The organism is Winogradskyella sp. (assembly GCF_965656915.1).
GTDB lineage: Bacteria > Bacteroidota > Bacteroidia > Flavobacteriales > Flavobacteriaceae > Winogradskyella.
Map to the genome: position 1 here is coordinate 30,337 of NZ_CBFHMI010000016.1, position 21,195 is coordinate 51,531.

The 21,195-nt window shown below is 33.8% G+C and carries 24 protein-coding genes; 12 read left to right on the forward strand and 12 right to left on the reverse strand.

Features of this window, described 5'->3' with window-relative positions:
* Positions 1 to 14 precede the first annotated feature (14 nt).
* Entirely contained in the window at positions 15 to 230 is a 216-nt protein-coding gene (locus ACTG3Y_RS06490) for a DUF6515 family protein (RefSeq protein WP_439152113.1), read from the reverse strand.
* A gap of 145 nt (positions 231 to 375) precedes the next feature.
* Positions 376 to 885, reverse strand: coding sequence for an acyl-CoA thioesterase (locus tag ACTG3Y_RS06495; protein ID WP_439152114.1), 510 nt, complete (start codon positions 883 to 885; stop codon positions 376 to 378).
* Between the two features lie 429 nt (positions 886 to 1,314).
* Between ACTG3Y_RS06495 and ACTG3Y_RS06500 the strand changes: the two genes are divergently transcribed.
* The 3 genes from ACTG3Y_RS06500 (at position 1,315) to ACTG3Y_RS06510 (ending at position 3,383) form a co-directional block, all read left to right on the forward strand.
* Positions 1,315 to 1,521: a hypothetical protein gene (locus ACTG3Y_RS06500; RefSeq protein ID WP_439152115.1), complete on the forward strand. Its 207-nt coding sequence runs from the start codon at positions 1,315 to 1,317 to the stop codon at positions 1,519 to 1,521.
* Between the two features lie 177 nt (positions 1,522 to 1,698).
* A complete protein-coding gene (locus ACTG3Y_RS06505) occupies positions 1,699 to 2,772 on the forward strand; it encodes a hypothetical protein (protein ID WP_439152116.1) in 1,074 nt (357 codons plus the stop codon).
* Between the two features lie 11 nt (positions 2,773 to 2,783).
* The gene (locus ACTG3Y_RS06510) at positions 2,784 to 3,383 is read left to right on the forward strand and encodes a DUF6705 family protein (RefSeq protein WP_439152117.1); all 600 of its coding nucleotides are present in this window, start codon (positions 2,784 to 2,786) and stop codon (positions 3,381 to 3,383) included.
* 58 nt (positions 3,384 to 3,441) lie between these two features.
* On the opposite strand, the gene ACTG3Y_RS06515 is transcribed toward ACTG3Y_RS06510, so the two are convergent.
* Positions 3,442 to 4,380, reverse strand: coding sequence for an SPOR domain-containing protein (locus tag ACTG3Y_RS06515; RefSeq protein ID WP_439152118.1), 939 nt, complete (start codon positions 4,378 to 4,380; stop codon positions 3,442 to 3,444).
* Between the two features lie 108 nt (positions 4,381 to 4,488).
* Between ACTG3Y_RS06515 and dprA the strand changes: the two genes are divergently transcribed.
* Entirely contained in the window at positions 4,489 to 5,592 is a 1,104-nt protein-coding gene (gene dprA, locus ACTG3Y_RS06520) for a DNA-processing protein DprA (protein ID WP_439152119.1), read from the forward strand.
* Here the strand turns inward: dprA and trpS are convergent.
* Entirely contained in the window at positions 5,589 to 6,560 is a 972-nt protein-coding gene (gene trpS, locus ACTG3Y_RS06525) for a tryptophan--tRNA ligase (RefSeq protein ID WP_439152136.1), read from the reverse strand. The two genes, dprA and trpS, sit on opposite strands and share 4 nt — an antisense overlap.
* Positions 6,561 to 6,682: 122 nt before the next feature.
* Here trpS and ACTG3Y_RS06530 point away from each other — a divergent pair, with 122 nt between their 5' ends.
* The gene (locus ACTG3Y_RS06530) at positions 6,683 to 7,435 is read left to right on the forward strand and encodes a lysophospholipid acyltransferase family protein (RefSeq protein WP_439152120.1); all 753 of its coding nucleotides are present in this window, start codon (positions 6,683 to 6,685) and stop codon (positions 7,433 to 7,435) included.
* 72 nt (positions 7,436 to 7,507) lie between these two features.
* Here ACTG3Y_RS06530 and ACTG3Y_RS06535 read toward each other — a convergent pair whose 3' ends face one another.
* The 4 genes from ACTG3Y_RS06535 to recA all read right to left on the reverse strand — a co-directional run bounded on the left by ACTG3Y_RS06535 (position 7,508) and on the right by recA (position 11,217).
* Positions 7,508 to 9,088 carry a hypothetical protein gene (locus ACTG3Y_RS06535; RefSeq protein ID WP_439152121.1) on the reverse strand — a complete coding sequence of 527 codons (1,581 nt, stop codon included), beginning with the start codon at positions 9,086 to 9,088 and terminating at the stop codon, positions 7,508 to 7,510.
* A 2-nt stretch (positions 9,089 to 9,090) separates the two neighbouring features.
* Positions 9,091 to 9,636: an RNA polymerase sigma factor gene (locus tag ACTG3Y_RS06540; RefSeq protein ID WP_439152122.1), complete on the reverse strand. Its 546-nt coding sequence runs from the start codon at positions 9,634 to 9,636 to the stop codon at positions 9,091 to 9,093.
* 24 nt (positions 9,637 to 9,660) lie between these two features.
* A complete protein-coding gene (locus tag ACTG3Y_RS06545; RefSeq protein ID WP_439152123.1) occupies positions 9,661 to 10,092 on the reverse strand; it encodes a hypothetical protein in 432 nt (143 codons plus the stop codon).
* A gap of 123 nt (positions 10,093 to 10,215) precedes the next feature.
* Positions 10,216 to 11,217: a recombinase RecA gene (gene recA / locus ACTG3Y_RS06550; protein WP_439152124.1), complete on the reverse strand. Its 1,002-nt coding sequence runs from the start codon at positions 11,215 to 11,217 to the stop codon at positions 10,216 to 10,218.
* A gap of 383 nt (positions 11,218 to 11,600) precedes the next feature.
* On the opposite strand from recA, the gene trhO reads away from it, so the two are divergent.
* On the forward strand, positions 11,601 to 12,671 hold the full coding sequence (gene trhO, locus ACTG3Y_RS06555; protein ID WP_439152125.1) for an oxygen-dependent tRNA uridine(34) hydroxylase TrhO: 1,071 nt from the start codon (positions 11,601 to 11,603) through the stop codon (positions 12,669 to 12,671).
* 36 nt (positions 12,672 to 12,707) lie between these two features.
* Here the strand turns inward: trhO and ACTG3Y_RS06560 are convergent, their stop codons facing one another.
* From ACTG3Y_RS06560 to ACTG3Y_RS06570, 3 genes are all read right to left on the reverse strand, one after another.
* Positions 12,708 to 13,070 (reverse strand): T9SS type A sorting domain-containing protein, encoded by a 363-nt coding sequence (locus tag ACTG3Y_RS06560; protein ID WP_439152126.1) that lies wholly within the window; start codon positions 13,068 to 13,070, stop codon positions 12,708 to 12,710.
* A gap of 42 nt (positions 13,071 to 13,112) precedes the next feature.
* On the reverse strand, positions 13,113 to 13,862 hold the full coding sequence (locus tag ACTG3Y_RS06565) for a M23 family metallopeptidase (RefSeq protein WP_439152127.1): 750 nt from the start codon (positions 13,860 to 13,862) through the stop codon (positions 13,113 to 13,115).
* A 93-nt stretch (positions 13,863 to 13,955) separates the two neighbouring features.
* Positions 13,956 to 14,162, reverse strand: coding sequence for a hypothetical protein (locus tag ACTG3Y_RS06570; RefSeq protein ID WP_439152128.1), 207 nt, complete (start codon positions 14,160 to 14,162; stop codon positions 13,956 to 13,958).
* A 140-nt stretch (positions 14,163 to 14,302) separates the two neighbouring features.
* Between ACTG3Y_RS06570 and ACTG3Y_RS06575 the strand changes: the two genes are divergently transcribed.
* The 6 genes from ACTG3Y_RS06575 to ACTG3Y_RS06600 all read left to right on the forward strand — a co-directional run bounded on the left by ACTG3Y_RS06575 (position 14,303) and on the right by ACTG3Y_RS06600 (position 20,155).
* Positions 14,303 to 15,490 carry a PSP1 domain-containing protein gene (locus ACTG3Y_RS06575; RefSeq protein WP_439152129.1) on the forward strand — a complete coding sequence of 396 codons (1,188 nt, stop codon included), beginning with the start codon at positions 14,303 to 14,305 and terminating at the stop codon, positions 15,488 to 15,490.
* The gene (locus ACTG3Y_RS06580) at positions 15,474 to 15,980 is read left to right on the forward strand and encodes a gliding motility lipoprotein GldH (protein WP_439152130.1); all 507 of its coding nucleotides are present in this window, start codon (positions 15,474 to 15,476) and stop codon (positions 15,978 to 15,980) included. Before ACTG3Y_RS06575 ends, ACTG3Y_RS06580 begins: the two co-directional genes overlap by 17 nt.
* 3 nt (positions 15,981 to 15,983) lie before the next feature.
* Positions 15,984 to 18,341: a penicillin-binding protein 1A gene (locus ACTG3Y_RS06585; RefSeq protein WP_439152131.1), complete on the forward strand. Its 2,358-nt coding sequence runs from the start codon at positions 15,984 to 15,986 to the stop codon at positions 18,339 to 18,341.
* Between the two features lie 89 nt (positions 18,342 to 18,430).
* Complete coding sequence (locus ACTG3Y_RS06590; protein WP_439152132.1) at positions 18,431 to 19,132, forward strand: CoA transferase subunit A; 702 nt, start codon at positions 18,431 to 18,433, stop codon at positions 19,130 to 19,132.
* 2 nt (positions 19,133 to 19,134) lie between these two features.
* On the forward strand, positions 19,135 to 19,788 hold the full coding sequence (locus tag ACTG3Y_RS06595) for a 3-oxoacid CoA-transferase subunit B (RefSeq protein WP_439152133.1): 654 nt from the start codon (positions 19,135 to 19,137) through the stop codon (positions 19,786 to 19,788).
* Between the two features lie 241 nt (positions 19,789 to 20,029).
* Positions 20,030 to 20,155, forward strand: a complete 126-nt coding sequence (locus ACTG3Y_RS06600) for a hypothetical protein (protein ID WP_439152134.1) — start codon at positions 20,030 to 20,032, stop codon at positions 20,153 to 20,155.
* 43 nt (positions 20,156 to 20,198) lie between these two features.
* Here ACTG3Y_RS06600 and ACTG3Y_RS06605 read toward each other — a convergent pair.
* Positions 20,199 to 21,195, reverse strand: a 997-nt coding sequence (locus ACTG3Y_RS06605) for a glycoside hydrolase family 3 C-terminal domain-containing protein (RefSeq protein ID WP_439152135.1), incomplete at its 5' end; no start/stop codon positions are given.

The window sequence follows — 21,195 nt, forward strand, 5'->3', positions numbered from 1 at the left end:
AACTCAATTTTAAACTATACTCGTACTATTACATAACCATTTCTGGTTTTTCTATAGTGTTTACCATTAAAAAAGTAATAGCGCTTTCCTTTTACACGTACTACTTTATATGGTCTAGGTAATTTTTTTACTACGGTTACTGAAGCAGGTTGTTTTACAACGACACGAGTTGCACAAGATGTAAAGCTTAATGCAAATACAAATACTAAGGTGTATACGATATGTCTCATCATTAAATAAATTTGGTTTAATGATAAGACCATTCAAATACAAAAAAGTTTAATCAGACCAGCCATTCTTGCGAAGGCAGGAATCTATTTTAATCAAAAACTATGTTATCTGGTTTCCTGCGTCTTCGCAGTAATGACAAAAGAGTTACTCAAAAATGGCCTTAAGTTCTGTAGCATCAGAAGGTTTCATTTTGCCTGCAAGTACAAGACTCAATTGCTTTCTTCTTAGCGCACCATCATAGCGCTCTTTTTCCAGATTAGATTCTGGGATAAGCTCTGGCACTTTAACAGGTCTTCCCGTCTCATCTACAGCAACAAAGGTGTAAATCGCTTCATTAGCCTTAATAGACTCACCAGATTCTCTATCTTCAACCCAAACATCTAAATAGACTTCCATAGAAGACGAAAACGCACGAGACACTTTAGCTTCAACCGTAACCACGCTACCTAACGGAATAGCACGATTAAAAGCCACATGGTTAACAGATGCTGTTACTACAATACGTCTGGAGTGACGCCTTGCTGCGATACTTGCTGCACGATCCATACGTGCTAACAACTCACCACCAAAAAGATTATTTATAGGATTAGTTTCGCTTGGTAATACTAAATCTGTAAGAGTAGTTTTAGACTGAAACGCTGTTTTGGATTGCATAAACTTTAAAATTTCTGCAAAGATAATTGGATTTTAGATAGCCAATACGGTTTTACCGTAATTAAAACAATGTATTTTCTTATAGTTTAACATTTACCAGTTTTATTTTAACAGGAGGTATTATTAATTTTAAGTATTCCCTCCTAAGGATTATTAATAGCGATGAATTAGAGTACTAATTATAATCGTTATATACATATGAAAAACAAGTTTTTATGGGCATTTCTCTGCCTAGGACTGCTGTTGGTCTACTTTAATTGCGAAAAAGATGAGGTAATCGTCAAAGAAAAGTAAGAGATTAAGACAAATAATGGGCAAATAACACCAACTATTAAAAATGTATCTTATACCAATGTTGGTAATAAGTTTAATCAATTAAAAAGCAAATTTCAGCTTGATGAATATCTACAGCTAGAAAGTGTATCTAATGTGCTTGCTAGAGAAACAATAGATACTTTAGGCATTACAATTTATATTGATGATATAAAAGAAATCACTATAGATGATTACACCTCGTACACAATGAGAATAGTTTTGCCAGACTCTGATAGTGAAAACTTTTATAACCTTACTATTGAAGATAAAAATGGTGTTGAAGCTATGTTTATGACCAAATATACACCAACAGAAGAATAGAAAAATGATAAAAGCAAACCATACGAAGGAAATGTAAAAACAGCAAGAATAGATGTAATTACTAATGAGTTTCCACCAGATGGAGGTGCTGGTATAATTATAGGCAACATTACAACAACGGATGAGTATCCAACAGATTGTGATGGGTATGTAGAAACAACCTTCGTTTTTAGAGCGGTGCCATGTGGTTGTGCCACACCACCTCATGCACCAGGTGAATGTAATGGTCCGTGCAGTTCTCCTGGCTATTGGGAGATGATTCCTACTTATCAATGTTTTCCTTTTGATTTTGGCGGTAATAATGATGGTTCTAATAACTCAACAAATACAAACGATAATGGCACAGGAGATGGAGATGATGGAGTACCAAATCCTAATGGACCAAATGATGGAGAGGATGATGGTTCATACACTACAATTGTAGATGATTCAAATCCTGAGCAATGTGATAATCCACCGCCAGGTGATTTGAATGGTGATTGTGTGGTAGATATAAAAGATTGTATTTTAAGTGGAAATAGCCCAGAATTTTGTGAATGTAAAGCAAATGGAGGTAGTGATACAGATTGTGCTAATGAATGTGGTAGACTTAAAGCATTATCAGATGTACCATCAATAAAATCAAAGTTACAAACGGTACAACAGGATTCAGGAAATCATGAGAAAATTTTTAGAATTGATATAAACAGTAATACAGGCGAATATTTGCCTAGTCCAATTATTGAAGACAATAACGGCTCAAACCATGCAAATATCTCGGTACATCATCAAACAACTGCTGTAGTCCATTCACATCCAACAAGTGTTAAATATAAAATGTTTTCGGCAGATGATATTTTAAAACTAGTCCAGATTGTTCAACGGATACAAGATTTTGGTGTAAGTACAGTGCAATATTTGAATATTACTCAAATGGTTGTTTATAGAGAAAATAATACCTTTGGGTTTTTTGCGATTCGTTTTGACGACATCCAGAGTATTCAGGTATTATTACATGTAAGGAATAATAAACGTAAACAACGTGAATTTAAAAGACGAATAAAAAATGCTTATCAAAATGATTGGAATTATTCGACTTACACTGATGAAACTACAATATCAAAACAACAAGCTCATCTTTATGAAGTATTAGAGGATTATGGCTTGAATATGACAATCTTTGAAGTTAATTTTAATGCTGAAGATTGGAATATAGACAGTTGGGATAAAGTTGATAAAAATGATACTACCATAAAAATACCATGTACTTAAAATAAAATACAATGAAAAATATATTAAGAATATTAATAACTGTAAGTTTTATTTCTTGCAAAGCACAATCGGTAATTATACCTCTTGGAGGCAATCAGGATATTGTGCATTCACCTGATTATTATGAAAAAGATGTTAATAATGAATTTGGCAAATATACAGGTACCTGGAGCTATACTAACGGAGATACTGAACTAACTTTTAAACTTAAAAAGGAAGAGCAGTATTTATCTCCTTCAAATTATTACACTGATATGTTAGTTGGCGAATATAAATATATTGAAAATGGTATACAAAAAGTAAATACCTTGTCAGATTTTGACAGTACTACACTATCTGGTTATGATCACAGAATTAGTGGCGGTATATTTGTGCATGAATTGCCAGATAATTGCCTAGACAATAGTGATGTTACTGAAATAAAAATTGAGCTGTTTATTGTTAGTCCAGATGACGATGATATTGAAGGAAGGCTTATTTTAAGATATATCAACGATAATGGTGTAGAAAAAATACAGGTGTGTGTTTATGATTATACAACACTTGCAGATGATGTTAATGCCAGAATAGAAGTGCCAGATGGTTACTACGAAATGGTAAAACAAGATTAAATAAAACACAAAACCCTTTCATAATTGAAAGGGTTTTTTATATATCTGTAATCAAAAATTAATCTAAGTTCTTAATCAGCAACCAGGCATCACGGTTATGCTCACGCCTAACTTTATAAAGTTCGCGTTGCGCTTCAACTCTGGTTTCAAAACTGGCATAAACCACTTCATGCAACCCATAACGGTTAGCACCAATTTTTCTGGCTTTGTAACCTTTAGCTCTTAATTGCTTTACTTTCTTATCTGAGTTGGCTTCAATCCTAAAAGCACCAGCAACGATATGGTAATTACCACTTTGTTTTTCAACGGTTAATGTAGCGGCTGGTAATGGATTACTAATTACAAATGTCGCTTCCTGCACTTTAGCATCAAGCTGTGCATTAGCTTCTTCTTGCGCAAGTTGATTATGGCTCTCAATACTGTTGTTATAGTAGTTATAGCCAAAATAACCACCTAGACCTAAAACGATGACTGCCGCGGCAGCATATTTTATCCATCCGTTATTAGAACGTTTTTCTGGTGTAAACGCAATTGGTGCTTTTTCTACTATAACTTCAGCAGTCTCTTTATAAACTTCGCGCTTAATATCTGTGGAACTGAAATGCGATAAACCAAACGCATCCGTTAAGTAATTAATGTGGCTAGACGGATCAAAAACAATCTTACCATCTGCGTTAAGAATTAATTCGCCTATATGTTCAAACTGAATGGTTTCACCTTCTATTAAATACGACTTAATAGATTTTACTTGTTTCGCGATTTTGGTAATAGCCACCTCATAAGGTATTTTTTCAACCTCAGCGATGTAATTGCCTAATAAGCCATCGTTATTCTGTAGCTGCTCATTAAAAGACAATACTTTTTTAGGTGGATAAAATGTGTGTGTCGTTTCATGTACTTTTGCCGAAACACGATTGGTTAAAAATGCTCCAAACTCTGGTACAGTTACACAATCGTATCGGTATAAAAGGTCGCTTATGTAAGTCTCTAACTGCATAGTATAGCAAAGTTAAAATTTTTTAATTCTGATGAAAATTTGAAGCGATTTAGTTATTAACATCAGAAAAATTTTGTTTTTTGTATGTTTGAAATCAATACATTAAAAATGACAGATCAGCAATTAATTTATGCTTTGGCTTTACAGCATGTACCAAAGATTGGTGCTACAACGGCTAAAAAATTAATAAATCATTGCGGATCTGCTGAAGCTGTATTAAATGAAAAGAAATCTACACTTTTAAAAATTGATGGCATTGGTACTATTACAATAGAAGGGCTTTTTGATAAATTTCATCTTGAAGAAGCTGAGCGCGAGTTACAGTTTGTTAGAGACAATAACATTTTTGCCCATTATTTTACCGATGATACTTATCCTGGAAAATTAAAACATTGTGTTGATGGACCAATAGTGTTGTTTCAATCGGGTAATATTAATCTAAAAGATCAACCCATTATTAGTATTGTTGGTGCTCGAAAAATCACCACAAACGGTATTGCGTTTTGTGAAAAATTAGTGGAGACATTGGCACAGTTTAATCCAGTCATTGTATCAGGCTTTGCTTATGGCACGGATATTACCGCACAAAAAGCTGCCGTAAGGCATAATCTCCAGACTATAGGATGTTTGGCGCATGGTTTAAACCAGATTTACCCTAAAGCACATAAAAAATATGTGGCAGATATTGAACGTCATGGTGGTTTTTATAGCGACTTTTGGAGTACAGACACCTTTGATAGAAATAACTTTTTAAAACGAAACCGAATAATCGCAGGTCTTAGTGAAGCTACCATAGTTATAGAATCGGCTGAGAAAGGTGGAAGTTTGGTTACCGCGGACATCGCTAATTCATATGATAGAGAGGTGTTTGCTGTACCTGGTAGAACTACGGATAGTCAAAGCGTAGGCTGTAATAATTTAATAAAGTTTCAGAAAGCACATTTGCTTTCAAATCCATTAGATATACCTTATTTGTTGAATTGGCAACTCGAAAAGGATGAAAAACCAGTGGTGCAAAAACAACTGTTCGTTGAGTTAGAACCAGATGAAAAAACCATTTATAACTATCTAAAAGAACATGACAAGGAGTTACTAGATGTCATCGCTTTTGAATGTGGTATACCTTCATATAAGTTAGCTAGTATATTACTCAATATGGAATTAAAAGGTGTGATTAGACCTTTGCCAGGTAAGTTGTTTGAGGTGATTTAATACCCAACCTTTGTTCTAACACGTTTTAAAACATCATTAGCTACAACCTTTGCTTTTGCAGCGCCTTTGGCTAAAGCTGCATCAATTTCGCTGAGGTTGTCCATATAATAATTATAGCGTTCTCTTGGTTCTGCAAATCGCTCTATAATCAATTCATATAAAGCTTGTTTAGCATGGCCGTAACCATAATTACCACCTTCATAATTAGCTTTCATAGTTGCTATTTGCTCATCTGATGCTAATAAATTATAAATAGCGAAACAGTTACAAGTAGTCCAGTCTTTTGGTTCTTCAAGCGGTGTACTATCGGTTTGGATAGTCATTATCTGCTTGCGTAATTTCTTTTCTGGTAAAAAGATATTGATAATATTACCCTTACTCTTACTCATTTTAGCACCATCAGTACCAGGAATAAGCATCGTATCTTTTTGAATATCTGCTTTTGGCAATACAAATGTTTCTCCACCCATTTTTGCATGAAAACGAGAAGCAACATCGCGCGTCATTTCAATATGTTGCTCCTGATCTTTTCCAACAGGAATAATTTCAGAATCATACAACAAAATGTCTGCAGCCATTAACATTGGATAGGTAAATAAGCCACCATTAACGTCGTCTAACCGATCCGCTTTATCTTTAAAACTATGTGCCAATTCTAAACGTTTAAACGGAAAAAAGCAGTTGAGGTACCAAGCGAGTTCAGTAACCTGTGGTACATCACTCTGGCGATAAAACACGGTTTTATCAATGTCTAAATCAAAAGCTAACCAGGTAGCAGCAGTGGAGTAGGTGTTACTTCTAAGTGTATTGGCATTCTTTATTTGTGTTAAAGAATGTAAATCTGCAATAAACAAATACGAATCATTTGCTTCGTTCTTTGCTTTTTCTATTGCTGGTAAAATAGCACCTAAAATGTTTCCTAAGTGTGGTGTACCTGTACTTTGTATGCCTGTTAGTATTCTTGCCATGTTAACTTCCCAAAAAACAGGGAATCTCATTAAATTAAACTTAATTCGAAAATCTAAAACAAAGATAAATTTTTGAGAGAACTATGTGAAGCTATTTGAATTAAATACTTAGTTTTGATGCCATGGCTATATTTAAATATCCGTTTTGGGTTTTGTATCGCATTTGGTTCTACATTTTGGTAGCCTTACCGATTATTATTCTATTCCCAATTCTTCTAGCCTCAATTTCAAGAGAGAAATGGTACCCATTTTTCTTTAAATTTGCACGTTTTTGGGCAAAATTTATACTTATTGGGATGGGGTTTGCCTATAAAATTAAGAAAGAACAAAACCCTGATCCTGCACGTAGTTACATGTTTGTTGCCAACCACACGTCTATGGTAGATATTATGTTAATGTTGGTAACTGTAAAAAACCCCTTTGTTTTTGTGGGCAAAAAAGAATTAGTCAAAATTCCATTGTTTGGATTTTTCTATAAACGCACCTGTATTTTGGTAGATAGAAGTAGTGCAAAAAGTAGACAAGCTGTTTTTTTGAGAGCCCAGCGAAGATTGAAACAAGGTCTCAGTATTTGTATTTTCCCGGAAGGTGGTGTGCCAGAAGAGCATATAGTTTTAGATAGTTTTAAAGATGGAGCGTTTCGGTTGGCCATTAACCATCAAATACCAGTAGTACCCATTACGTTTTACGACAACAAAAAACGTTTTTCATATACCTTCTTTAGTGGTGGTCCTGGAAGGATGCGTGCTAAAATCCACAAATTCTTCGATACTAAAGGATTAACCATTGAAGACACCAAAACACTAAATGTAAGCACAAGGCAGTTAATCTTAGAAGAATTAAGTCAAACAGTAAAAACAAAAAAGCCACTCTAACCAGGAGTAGCTTTTGTCATCATTGCATTCATCATTGCTTTTTGTACTGCAATAACCTAATATAAATTTTACCTAAAACTTAAAACTTAATCCTGTATACACTCCAATAAAGAATGGTCTAAAATTACCAGACGTGTTATTAAAGGTATTCAGTTGATACTTGAATTGTGGTTCAAGATTTATATTCCATTGCTTTGATAGGCTATAATCTAAACCTAATCCAAAGTTTGCACTAAAACTTGTGCTATTAATATTATTGGCTTCACCGATTAAAGTACTTATACCATCTATGTCGGCATATATTTCATTGTTACTTAAAAAGAATGTACTAAAACCGCCAATGACGTTAATACCAAGCTTCTTATCTAATAAACGATACTCTAACTCTAAAGGCACTTCTATAAATCCAAAACGTTGATCAATTTCACCTGCGATCTTGGTGTTAATAATTTCTGCTTTAGAAATACTCTTATATTTCTTAGCATCCATAAAAGAAACCGTATAATTGTGATTTTTGTATTTAACATTTGACATATGCGTACTTTCCCCTCGCATTAAAGCTTCAGTACCTGTAAATGCAACAACATTGGTTGTAACGTGATTTAAATTAACTCTATTAATACCAGCACGTACTTTTAAACGTTTAGATACAGCATAAGAACCAGCAATACCATAACTCATATTAATATCACCACTCTTAGAGTTCATTACAAATTGATCATTAATAGGTGAACCTTCGCCTAAAGACCCAAAATAAACAGGCGCAACATTCGGAGCGATGCTCCACCTGTTTTGTTTATCTTCTTTTTCAATTGTGTTTTCTACAATAGCATCTTCTATAGACTGCTTTTCAGGATCTTCAACTATTGTGTTTTTTGTGTCTTCGATATCTGAATTCTTTGTGTCAGTACCATCAGTATTAGAAGATTCTAAATTTTTAGATGTTGTGTTCTCTGCAACTTCAGTAGAATTATTCTCTAACGTTTTCTTGATGGCCGATTTTATGTCAGATTTGTTAATACTAGATCCATCTTTATTTTCTGTCTTTTTAGAATTAGAAGATGTCTTTTTAGTATTAGCAGCAACCTTTGTGTTGTTCTCTTTATTCGGTAGGGCTGTTAAAACATTTCGCTTTTGTTCATCCTCAGTTTTACCTACTTTTTCTTTAACGGCATTAACTACCGCGTTAGAAGATTTTAACTGTGTTTTATTTGGTACAGTTAACTGATTTGATGGTGATTGTTTGTTAGAAGTATTCTTTACTGAATTTTCTTCTTCTTTTATGCTAGACCCAACATTATTATTTGCTTCTGTAACCTGAAGCTCTTGATTTTCTAAAGTTTTTAACTTGTCCTGTTTATCATTAGAAGATGAATTAATATTCTCTTTTTGAGTGCTATTTTGTTTTGTATCAACAATAGGTAAATCATTATTAATATTACCAGAGTTAAAAACAGAAACACCAACCGTTAATAGAATAGCAATAACTGCAGCAACTCCACCAATCTGCCACCAGATAGGTATTACTCTGCGTTTTTCCTTTTTGTTAGGCAGACCTTGGCTTATACGATCCCACATCGCATCATTTGGTGCGACTTCAAAATCTTTAAACTTTTCTTGAAAAAGTCTGTCTATGTTTTTCTTATTATTCATTTTTATATTGACTGCGAATTTGCATTCGACTTGTAATCTTCTATTTTTTCTTTTAAAATTAATCTAGCTCGTGCTAAATTAGATTTTGAGGTTCCTGTTGAAATGTTAATTAACTCACTGATTTCTAAGTGAGAGTAACCATCTAATACATAAAGATTAAAAACTAACCTGTAACGATCTGGTAATTCCTGTATGATTTTTAATAAAAAATCAATGCTTAAACCTTCGTCATCAATTTCTACATCTACATCTGCAATGTTACCTTCATTGATGATATCATAAACGCCAACATTTTCTCTGTAGCGTTGCAATGATGTATTAATTGCTATTCGTTTTAACCAACCTTCAAAAGAACCTTTATTGTTATACTGATCTATTTTACTAAATACAGTTATAAATGCATCGTGCAGATTATCTTCTGCTTCTACATAATTTTTAGAGTACTTAAGACAAAGTGAAAATAATTTACTTGCAAATTGCTTGTATAATTGACTTTGAGCTTTAGCATCTTGTTTAATACAATTTTCTATGAGTCTCTCTAAACTCACATTTTAGCTGGAATTAATTAATAATTATTTTATCTCTCCTACATCATTCTTGATTGTTTGGCTATCTGTTACGGAAACTTCTAGTTTTTGATACTTGTCTTTACCGTTGGCATCTTCACCTTGATAAAAATTAAATACACTTGTATCAACCTCAGTAGCTACATAATTAAAGCTTACTGTAACTTTCTCTGCAGTAGTTTCACAATTTAGGTCTTTATAAACCGTGTTAATTACTGCAATAGTTTTTTCATTACCGCTAACTTCATAATAGAAATCATTGAACTCATGACAAGACGATGGTCTGTAATAAGTGACATTGATTTCATAAGTATTTCCGAGTACAAATTGCTTAGGTACTTCAACACTTTCAATTGGTAAGACTTCGAGCTGAAACTCTTGTCGTTCCTCATTCTCAACAGAACACGAGGTTAAAGTTAGAATGAATATTGAAACCAATAAAAAGCATCTTTTCATAAATAATTATAATCAATTTCACTCTGTAGATGCAAAAAGTGTTAAATGGTTGCGTCTAAAAATAAAAAAATCCTGAATTTTTTTTCAGGATTTCTATTTTATGTATTAAGCTTCGTTTATCAAGGCCCTTACTTTTTCTTCTAATTCATCCATTAAATCTGGATTATCTTTAATTAGAGATTTTACAGCATCTCTTCCCTGACCGAGCTTGGTGTCCTCATAACTAAACCAAGAGCCGCTCTTTTTTACAATCTCGTACTCAACAGCTAAATCTAGAATTTCACCCACTTTAGAAATGCCCTCTCCATACATAATATCGAATTCAGCAAGTCTAAAAGGTGGTGCTACTTTATTCTTTACCACCTTAACTCTTGTTTTATTACCCATTACATTACTATTGCTATCTTTAATCTGAGTAGAACGTCTAATATCTAAACGTACAGAAGCATAGAATTTTAATGCATTACCACCCGTTGTGGTTTCAGGATTACCGAACATCACACCAATTTTTTCACGCAATTGGTTAATGAATATTACAGTACAATGCGTCTTGCTTATAGACGCCGTTAATTTTCTTAAAGCTTGAGACATTAAACGTGCATGTAAACCCATTTTAGAATCTCCCATTTCGCCTTCAATTTCGCTTTTAGGAGTTAATGCTGCAACGGAGTCAACAACAACAATATCGATAGCTCCAGAGCGGATTAAATTATCTGCAATTTCTAAAGCTTGTTCTCCATTATCTGGTTGTGAAATAATTAAATTATCAATATCCACACCTAATTTTTCAGCATAGAAACGGTCAAAGGCATGTTCTGCATCTATAAATGCAGCAATTCCACCAGCTTTTTGTGCCTCTGCAATAGCGTGAAGCGTTAAAGTTGTTTTACCAGATGATTCTGGTCCATAGATTTCTATTACTCTACCTCTTGGATAACCACCTACACCTAATGCGATATCTAAGCCTAATGATCCAGAAGATATAGCGTCAACATCTTCAATCGCCTGGTCACTCATTTTCATTACGGTACCCTTACCATAGGCTTTATCTAATTTGTCTAACGTAAGTTTTAGGGCTTTTAATTTTGCGTCTTTTTCACTACTCATTTCTTTCTATGTTCTAAATTATATTGACATCAAAAATACCACTTATTTTAATTTTTTCAATTTTATGACGCAACCATTTTGCACTTTTTGCATCTACTAAATGAAAAAGGAAATAGTTGCTATGAAAACCCCTTAAAAAGTCGAGATAGGTCTTGTAAAAATTTTCTACTTTTTAAACACAAATTAGCAAAAACAAGGTAGAACGGCTGCTGATTAATGCAGCAGCTGTAAAGCCAAAAGATTAACCTTTTTTAAATTTAGTTTTAGTTATAGTTAATCTAAAAAAGCACTTTGACATTATCAAAGTGCTTTTTTTATGCCTAATTGCTTAAAAATAATACCTTTGTCCTTTATTATTCTTTAACCTTAAAAATTAGTATAGCATGCAACTGTACAATAACTTAAGTGCTAAAGAAAGAGCAGAACTTATTAAACAAGCGGGAAAAGAACGCTTAACAATCTCTTTCTATAAGTACGCCAAAATTGGTAATCCAGAAATTTTTAGAAATCACATGTATTTAGCTTGGGATAATTTAGATGTCTTAGGTAGAATCTATGTGGCCAACGAAGGCATAAATGCACAACTCTCGGTACCTGCTGAAAATTTTGATGCTTTTAAAAAGCATCTGGATACCATCACGTTTTTAGAAAATGTACGATTAAATATTGCTATTGAGCACGACAATTTCGCATTCCTAAAATTAAAAGTGAAGGTGAGACTTAAAATTGTTGCGGACGGATTAAATGATACTACGTTTGATGTTACTAACAAAGGAATACACGTTGGTGCAGAACAGTTTAATGAGTTAATTGAAGACCCAGATACAGTACTGGTAGATATGCGTAATCATTACGAAAGTGAAATCGGTCATTTTAAAAATGCCATTACTCCAGATGTAGACACTTTTAGAGAATCTTTAGACTTAATTGAGGAAGACTTAAGAGAACATAAAGAGGATAAAAAATTAGTGATGTATTGTACTGGTGGTATTCGTTGCGAAAAAGCCAGTGCCTATTACAAGCATAAAGGGTTTAAAAACGTATTTCAATTAGAAGGTGGTATTATTAATTATAGAAGACAAGTAGAATCTGAAGGTATAGAAAATAAATTTATAGGGAAAAACTTTGTGTTTGATCAAAGACGTTCGGAACGTATCTCAGATGATGTCATTGCTAATTGTCACCAATGCGGTAAACCAGCAGATTTACATACAAATTGTGCTAATGAAGCTTGCCATTTATTATTTATTCAATGTGATGAGTGCAAAGAAAAAATGGATAATTGCTGTTCTTCCAATTGTCAGGACATTATAAAATTACCTTACGAAGAACAAAAGGTATTACGAAAAGGGCAAGGCAATAGTAATGATATATTTAAAAAAGGAAGAGCAGATTATTTGCCCTATAAAAAAGATTTACGCAATATTTTTGACACCTTAAATACAACTAAATAAAGTAAAGGCTCTAATTAAATTAGAGCCTTTTTTAGTTTATTTCTTAATGAGTTTTATTGTTTTTGTCTGATTTTGTTCTCCTTCAAGTTTAATAAAATAGACTCCTTTCGACAGACTGGTTAAATTCATTTTTTGTATGCCATTTCCAGTGCTATCCTCCTGTGTAAACACATTTTTTCCTAAGACATCGAAAATTTGTACAAACTTAATTTTAGAAGTAGAAGAAATATTAACAACATCATTTGATGGATTAGGATAAACTGAAGTCGATTCTAAGGATTCTTCATCAACACTAAAAGTTCCGATATTAAATGAGTGTGTAACTGTTTCACCATTGTATGTGGCTTCCCATTTCCATTCACCTTCCATATTATATACACCTTGATAAAACCAATACAACCATGAAGCGTAATAAGTTGCAGTAAGTGTATAATTTCAATTTTATAAAATAGAATTATCTGGTCTTATGATTTTTAAGTTTACACTTTCACCCATAACCTGGTCTCTTAAATAAAGACCAAAATAAATGGTGTCATCTATATCAAACTGTTCACTGATATTAGTGATTTCTTGAGTTGGGCAATTAGGGAATACAGGTGCATCGGAATGAGTTAAGGCTGCATTTATCCCAGGATTAACATACGGTTTCTGAGATTGCCACCAGGTTTCACTATCCATTGTATTGCATGTACCAATATACGGATCTACCAATTGTGTATAAGTCGCATCAACCCAAACTTCAAAATGTAAATGTGGTCCTGTAGAATTTCCAGAACTTCCCATAACACCTAGAAATTCTCCTTCAGAAACCATATCTCCAACATTTTTACTAGTTAATGAGCCATTTTTTAAGTGCCCATACCATGCAATGCTTCCATCGTTATGTTGTATATAAACCGCGTTCCAAAAGTTGCTGTTAAAATCACAACTTCTATCAAATTGACCATCATTTTTAGCAATGATTTGTCCTGGTGCTGCTGATATGATTTCTACATAATTGTTATCCATCATATGCCAGGTAAATGGCCAGGAAAAAATATCTAAACCCTGATGATTGTAACCACTTGTTGTATCATAAGTTCTAGGACCACAATTATAATCAGATAATGCGTCTGGCGCAACAGGATTATGATCTACATAGTTAGAAATTGCCCAAACATCATTATAAGAGGCATTAGTTGCTTTTTGCACAGGCCTTGCAAATAAAGGATGTGTTCCTCGGTTAGCTTCGTTATAGCCTAACCTGTTTTGTAATCTTAACGATTCAATTCCTGCAGAAGTTAATTACTCTACTTCATGGCGTTGTTCTGCAGTTAAGCAAGGTGTTTCGGATGGGTTATTTGTGTATTTTCCGTGTACAAGTTCAGAAAAGGGATTTTGAGAATAACTAATTGACAAAAGTATCAGAAAGAAAAATAGAGTAATTTTTGGTTTCATGTCTTTAATGTGTTGGTTTATGTTTACATCGAAGTATTCTGAAAATGTGAGCATTAAGGTAATGAATATATTTTAATGTATTGAAAGACAATTAGTTATTTAACTAAATAAATAATCTTATCTTTACTTATTAATAAATTATGAATCCTTTATCTAGTCGATTAAGCTTCTAGATTAAATATATATAACTTTTTATGGCTTGTAACAGTTGCTCAACTGGTAAAGATGGCCAACCAAAAGGGTGTAAAAACAATGGCACTTGTGGCACAGATAGCTGCAATAAACTTACTGTTTTTGACTGGTTGGCTAATATGTCACTTCCTAACGGACAAGAACCTTTTATAGGTGTTGAAGTACGTTATAAAAACGGCAGAAAACATTATTATAAGAATACAGAAAACCTTACACTTAACATAGGAGATATCGTCGCTACCCAGGCAAAATCTGGTCACGATATTGGTATGGTAACACTTACAGGTGAACTTGTCCGTGTACAAATGAAGCGAAAAAAAATAGATATTGAAGACTCTGAAAACTTGTTAAAAATATATAGAAAAGCTTCTCAAAAAGATATTGATGTATGGTCCTCTTCTAGAGACAAGGAAGAACCCATGAAGGTTAAAGCACGTCAATTTGCTATAGATCTTAATCTAAAGATGAAGATTTCTGATATTGAGTATCAGGGAGATGGTAGTAAAGCTACGTTTTATTACACCGCCGAAGAGCGAGTAGACTTTAGAGAACTCATTAAAGTATTTGCCAGAGAGTTTAAAACACGTATTGAAATGCGTCAAGTCGGTTTCAGACAAGAGGCAGCAAGACTTGGCGGTATTGGGTCTTGTGGTAGAGAACTTTGCTGTTCTACATGGCTCACAGATTTTAGATCCGTAAGTACATCTGCAGCACGATACCAGCAATTGTCTTTAAATCCTTTAAAGTTAGCTGGTCAGTGTGGCAAATTAAAGTGTTGCCTAAATTATGAACTAGACGCTTATTTAGATGCCTTAAAGGCTTTTCCAAAAAATGATACTAAACTGTATACTGAAAAAGGAACTGCAGTATGTCAGAAAACAGATATTTTTAAAGGATTAATGTGGTACGCTTATGAAGGAGAATGGATGAATTGGCACGTAATTACAACAGAACAAGCCAATGAAATAATCGAAAAAAATAAGAAAAAAGAAAAAGTAGCAAGTCTCGAAGAATATGCGGCAGAGCACATACAAGACACTAAAAATGAATTTGAAAACGTTGTAGGTCAAGATAGTTTAACACGTTTCGATAGTCCAAAATCCAAAAGGAAACGTAAAAACAATAGGAAGGGTAGAAACAAAAACCACAATCGTAATAGAAATCAAAGACAAAATGCAAAAAAGAATTAGTGAGTTATTTGTAATTGTTATTGTATGTTTTCTGTTTCAAAGCTGCGACTCTAATGCAGTTTTTGATAAGTATAAGTCAGTGCCAAATCAATGGCATAAAGATTCATTAGCTAGTTTTAATTTTACCGCACCCGATACTTTAAATAATTACAATCTTTTTGTGAATCTCAGAAACACAAACGATTATCAATTCAATAACTTATTTTTAATTGTAGAATTAAACTATCCTAATGGAAAAGCAGTAAAGGATACCCTAAAATATAACATGGCGGCACCTAACGGAGAGTTGTTAGGCGCCGGATTTTCTGATATTAAAGAAAATAAATTGTGGTACAAAGGATACGAATCACCATTTAAGTTTACTGAAAATGGTGACTATATAGTCAATATTCAACATGCTATGAGAAAAAATGGAGAAGTTGATGGAGTAGAAAACTTAGAAGGAATAACTGACGTTGGTTTTAGAATTGAAAGTGTAGCAAACAATTAAGATATGGCAAGAAAAAAAGCAACTCAAAATAAAAAAACGGAATTAGATTTTTCAAAATACGTACGTTGGTTTTGGATGGTGTTTTCTGGTGGAATCTTAGCAATTGTATTGTTATTTCTATTTGCTTCTTGGGAACTTTTAGGTGAAATGCCAGATCATACTAAATTAGAAAATCCAGAAACTAATTTAGCAACTGAAATAATTTCCTCTGATGGGCAAACACTCGGAAAATTTTATTTTAATGATAACAGAACGCCAGTAGGATATGATGATTTGCCTAAAAATCTAGTAGACGCCTTAATTGCTACTGAAGATGCACGTTATTATGATCATTCTGGGATTGATGGTCGTGGAACACTGAGGGCAGCATTTTTCCTTGGAAAAAGAGGAGGTGCAAGTACCATTACCCAACAATTAGCAAAGTTATTGTTTACAAAGAAGGCTGCAGGAAATATTGTTAAAAGATCTATTCAAAAAATCAAAGAATGGGTTATTGCTATACGCTTGGAGCGACAGTATACCAAAGAAGAAATCATTGCGATGTATTTTAATATTTATGATTTTGGAAATAATGGTGATGGCATTAGATCAGCTTCAAGAATATATTTTGGTAAAGAGCCGAAAGATTTGGATATGAAAGAATCGGCAATGCTGGTTGGAATGTTTAAAAATTCTTCGCTTTATAATCCAAGGAGAAACCCTGTTGGTGTTAAAAACAGACGCAATGTGGTTTTAGCCCAAATGTACAAGTATGAATACATTTCTGAAGAAGTTAAGGATTCATTACAAAATACTGAGTTGGATTTAAACTATACGCCAGAATCACATAAAGAAGGTATTGCGACTTATTTTAGAGAATATTTGCGATCTTTTATGAAAGATTGGGCTAATGATAAAAACAACCGTAAACCAGACGGTAGCAAATACGATTTGTATAGTGATGGCTTAAAAGTCTATACGACTATAGATTCACGTATGCAGAAATATGCAGAAGAAGCCGTGGCATTGCATATGCCCAAACTTCAGGCAGAATTTGACGATCAAAATACACCAGATAGAAATAAAACCGCACCATTTTTAGAACTCGATCAAGCAGAAATCACCAAATTGATGAATGATGGTATGAAACGTGGTGAACGATGGAGAATATTAAAAGAACAAGGAAAATCAGATAAGGAGATAAGAGCGTCATTTAAGAAACCGACTGAAATGCGCGTATTCAAGTGGGTAGATGGGAAAGCAAGTGAGGTAGATACCGTTATGAAGCCAATTGATTCTATGAGATATTATAAATCGTTTATGCGCACAGGTATGATGTCTATGGATCCATTAACTGGTCATGTAAAAGCATGGGTAGGAGGTATGGATTACAAGCACTTTAAGTACGATATGGTTAAACAAGGAAAGCGTCAAGTAGGTTCTACTTTTAAACCATTTGTTTACGCCACGGCGATTGATCAATTACAATTATCTCCATGCGATTCATTTCCGAGAACACCTATTACCATTGAGGCAGAGAAATACGGAAACCCCGAACCGTGGACCGTTAAAAATTCTGATGGTAATTATTCTGGTACACAAACCTTAAAAGATGCTTTAGCAAGTTCTACTAATACGGTAACTGCAAGGCTTATGAACGAAATTGGACCACAACCTGTTGTTGAGATGGCTAAAAAACTAGGTGTAGAACAAGAAATTTTACCTGTACCAGCGATTGCATTAGGAACACCCGACATTAGTGTCTATGAAATGGTTGCTGCTTATTCTACATTCGCAAATAAAGGTGTCTACAATAAACCTGTAATGGTGACACGTATTGAAGATAAAAATGGTACCGTACTTTTTCAGTTTACCCCAGAAAGTAAAGATGTATTAAGTGAAGAGGTTGCCTATGTTACAGTCAATCTAATGGAAGGAGTAACTCAGGCAGGATCTGGTAGAAGATTAAGACACAAAGGATTTGATAAATGGAACGCTATCTATAGGGAGATTATCACGGGTTATCCGTATGAACTAACAAATCCTATCGCAGGAAAAACCGGAACAACTCAAAATCAAAGTGATGGATGGTTTATGGGAATGGTACCTAATCTTGTAACAGGTGTTTGGGTTGGCGCAGAAGATAGGGCTGCTCACTTTAAGAGTATTTCCTATGGACAAGGTGCATCAATGGCTTTACCAATTTGGGGCTTATATATGAAAGCGTGCTATGCCGATGAAACGTTAAATGTTTCAACCGATAATTTTGAAAAACCTTCTAACCTATCGATAAATGTAGATTGTACAGCAGAAGATGAGGGTGATTTAGTTGACCAAACGGAAGAATCTGATGATGATGAAATAGAGGTAGATTTTCGATAACTAGCATTAGTTCTTCTCTTTTTTTGGATATTTTTCATATGATTTCTCCACTTAGTTTCGTATTTTTCAGAAGCTAAATTTCGTGATTTATGATTAATAAAAAAGTAGCTTCTGTCACTGAAGCTCTAAAGGGTGTAGACAATGATATGACCTTTATGTTTGGTGGATTTGGACTTTCAGGTATTCCTGAAAATGCTATTGCAGAACTCGTACGACTAAATATAAAAGGACTTACATGCATATCTAATAATGCAGGTGTAGATGACTTTGGTCTTGGCCTACTATTACAACAAAAGCAAATAAAAAAAATGATTTCATCTTACGTCGGAGAGAATGATGAATTTGAACGTCAGATGTTAGATGGTGAGTTAGATGTAGAATTGATTCCACAAGGTACATTGGCAGAGCGCGCTAGAGCGGCTCAAGCTGGTTTTCCAGCTTTTTATACTCCTGCCGGATATGGTACCGAAGTTGCAGAAGGAAAAGAAACGCGAGAATTTGATGGAAAAATGTACGTCTTAGAACAAGCATTTAATGCAAATTTCGGGTTTATAAAAGCATGGAAAGGAGACGAAGCAGGTAATTTAATTTTTAAAGGCACGGCTCGTAATTTTAATCCTAATATGTGTGGAGCCGCAAAAATTACTGTAGCTGAGGTGGAAGAATTAGTTCCTGCAGGAGAATTAGATCCTAATCAAATTCATATACCTGGAATTTTTGTGCAACGTATATTTCAGGGAGAACGTTACGAGAAGCGAATTGAAAATTTAACGGTTAGACAACGCAATTAATTATGTTAGATAAAAATGGTATTGCAAAACGAATTGCAAAGGAAGTAAAAGATGGTTACTACGTTAATCTAGGAATAGGTATACCAACTTTGGTGGCTAACTTTGTTAGAGATGATATTGAAGTAGAATTTCAGAGTGAAAATGGTGTCTTAGGTATGGGGCCTTTCCCATTTGAAGGAGAAGAAGATGCTGACGTTATTAATGCGGGGAAACAAACCATAACAACACTACCGGGAGCTTCTTTCTTTGATTCAGCCATGAGTTTTTCAATGATTAGAGGTCAACACGTTGATTTAACAATTCTTGGAGCTATGGAAGTGTCAGAAAACGGAGATATTGCCAATTGGAAAATTCCTGGAAAAATGGTTAAAGGAATGGGCGGAGCTATGGATTTGGTGGCAAGTGCTGAAAATATAATTGTGGCCATGATGCATACAAATAGAGCAGGAGCCTCTAAACTACTAGAAGAATGCTCATTACCATTAACAGGAGTCGCTTGTGTGAAGAAAATTGTAACCAATATGGCTGTTATAGAAGTTACTGCTGATGGGTTTAGGTTATTAGAACGTGCTCCTGGCGTTTCAATTGATGATATTAAAAATGCTACAGAAGGTCATTTAATAATCGATGGTGAAATTCCAGAAATGACTTTATAAATATAAAACAAAAGATTTGTACTTTCCTCTTCACTAAGTTAACTTTAATTGTAAGATAAATCTACATTACTACATTAAAATGTTAAAAAACAATGTATTTCATCGATTTTTAATGTATCTTGACTGATATATTGAAAATATATTTCATATTAGCAGTCTCAAATCGAACTAAATTAAATTAACCAAATTTGCCATAAACTCAATTTATGATTTGCCCCAAATCTATCATGAATTTCTGCTTATGAAAACAAAACCAAATCTACCAGAACCTACTTTTGAAGATAACGTAATGTTATCTAATTTAAAGAATACCATGAGAGTAATTTCAGGTGTTTTAAAATTAACTAAAAAAATATTCATGCTTTAAACATTTGTTTAGAGTATGAATATTTTATGTTAATAGTAAAAAATTACTTTGTTAAAGTAAATTGAGTTTTAAGGGTTGTAGTAGAGCTACCTCCTACAAAAACTTCAAAATCACCAGGCTCAATTATATATTCTCCGTTGTTGTTATAAAAACCTAATTCACCTTTTGTCAAATTAAATGTTACGGTTTTTGATCTGTTCTTTTTGAGATGTACTAACTCAAATCCTTTGAGCTCTCTTACCGGTCGTGATATACTACCATAAAGGTCTCTTATGTAAAGTTGAACAACTTCTTTACCATCAAAATCACCAATATTAGTAATATCTACTGTTACCTCTACTGTATCATTGATTGAATAATTAGCTTTATCAATCTTAAAGTTACTATACTTAAACTTGGTATAACTAAGACCAAATCCAAAAGGATAAAGAGGTGAGTTTTCTTTGTCAATGTAGTGAGACCAAAAGACATTATTTTCTCTGTCTGTAGCTCTACCAGTATTTAAATGGTTATAATAAATTGGGATTTGCCCAACATTTCTTGGGAATGTTATAGGTAGTTTACCACTAGGATTGTAGTCTCCATATAGTACTTGAGCAATAGCATTACCAGTTTGTGTTCCCAATTGCCAACCAACAACAATAGATGGTATGTTTTCAGCAGCCCACTCAATAGCAAGCGGTCTGCCATTATTTAGTACTAAAACTACATTTTTGTTTGCCTTATAAACCTCTTCTAACAAGTCTTGCTGTAGGCCTGGCAAATTTAATTGAGTTCTACTTCTTGCTTCTCCACTTTGAAAACCGTGTTCCCCTAGTACAATAACAACAACATCTGCAGATTTTGCTGTTTCAACAGCTTCTTTAATTCCAGAATTATCAGTTGTGTTGATTTTTACTTCTTTAATAAAGGCTGTTTCTCCTTCAAAAAGATTTACACCTTTGCTACTGTTTATAGTATTACATTCATATGCTTTCATGCCTTCTAACACTGAAACTGCAGTATAATCATCAGAGGCGATTCTCCAACTACCCAAAGGG

What these genes read in the sequence shown, in the direction of transcription:
- trhO (WP_439152125.1), top strand. Translation starts at nt 11,601, where the DNA reads ATGCAACTGTACAATAACTTAAGTGCTAAAGAAAGAGCAGAACTTATT.
- ACTG3Y_RS06515 (WP_439152118.1), bottom strand. Translation starts at nt 4,380, where the DNA reads ATGCAGTTAGAGACTTACATAAGCGACCTTTTATACCGATACGATTGT.
- ACTG3Y_RS06535 (WP_439152121.1), bottom strand. Translation starts at nt 9,088, where the DNA reads ATGAATAATAAGAAAAACATAGACAGACTTTTTCAAGAAAAGTTTAAA.
- ACTG3Y_RS06530 (WP_439152120.1), top strand. Translation starts at nt 6,683, where the DNA reads ATGGCTATATTTAAATATCCGTTTTGGGTTTTGTATCGCATTTGGTTC.
- ACTG3Y_RS06575 (WP_439152129.1), top strand. Translation starts at nt 14,303, where the DNA reads ATGGCTTGTAACAGTTGCTCAACTGGTAAAGATGGCCAACCAAAAGGG.
- recA (WP_439152124.1), bottom strand. Translation starts at nt 11,217, where the DNA reads ATGAGTAGTGAAAAAGACGCAAAATTAAAAGCCCTAAAACTTACGTTA.
- trpS (WP_439152136.1), bottom strand. Translation starts at nt 6,560, where the DNA reads ATGGCAAGAATACTAACAGGCATACAAAGTACAGGTACACCACACTTA.
- ACTG3Y_RS06570 (WP_439152128.1), bottom strand. Translation starts at nt 14,162, where the DNA reads ATGCTCACATTTTCAGAATACTTCGATGTAAACATAAACCAACACATT.
- ACTG3Y_RS06595 (WP_439152133.1), top strand. Translation starts at nt 19,135, where the DNA reads ATGTTAGATAAAAATGGTATTGCAAAACGAATTGCAAAGGAAGTAAAA.
- ACTG3Y_RS06495 (WP_439152114.1), bottom strand. Translation starts at nt 885, where the DNA reads ATGCAATCCAAAACAGCGTTTCAGTCTAAAACTACTCTTACAGATTTA.
- ACTG3Y_RS06585 (WP_439152131.1), top strand. Translation starts at nt 15,984, where the DNA reads ATGGCAAGAAAAAAAGCAACTCAAAATAAAAAAACGGAATTAGATTTT.
- ACTG3Y_RS06580 (WP_439152130.1), top strand. Translation starts at nt 15,474, where the DNA reads ATGCAAAAAAGAATTAGTGAGTTATTTGTAATTGTTATTGTATGTTTT.
- ACTG3Y_RS06590 (WP_439152132.1), top strand. Translation starts at nt 18,431, where the DNA reads ATGATTAATAAAAAAGTAGCTTCTGTCACTGAAGCTCTAAAGGGTGTA.
- ACTG3Y_RS06510 (WP_439152117.1), top strand. Translation starts at nt 2,784, where the DNA reads ATGAAAAATATATTAAGAATATTAATAACTGTAAGTTTTATTTCTTGC.
- dprA (WP_439152119.1), top strand. Translation starts at nt 4,489, where the DNA reads ATGACAGATCAGCAATTAATTTATGCTTTGGCTTTACAGCATGTACCA.
- ACTG3Y_RS06490 (WP_439152113.1), bottom strand. Translation starts at nt 230, where the DNA reads ATGAGACATATCGTATACACCTTAGTATTTGTATTTGCATTAAGCTTT.
- ACTG3Y_RS06600 (WP_439152134.1), top strand. Translation starts at nt 20,030, where the DNA reads ATGAAAACAAAACCAAATCTACCAGAACCTACTTTTGAAGATAACGTA.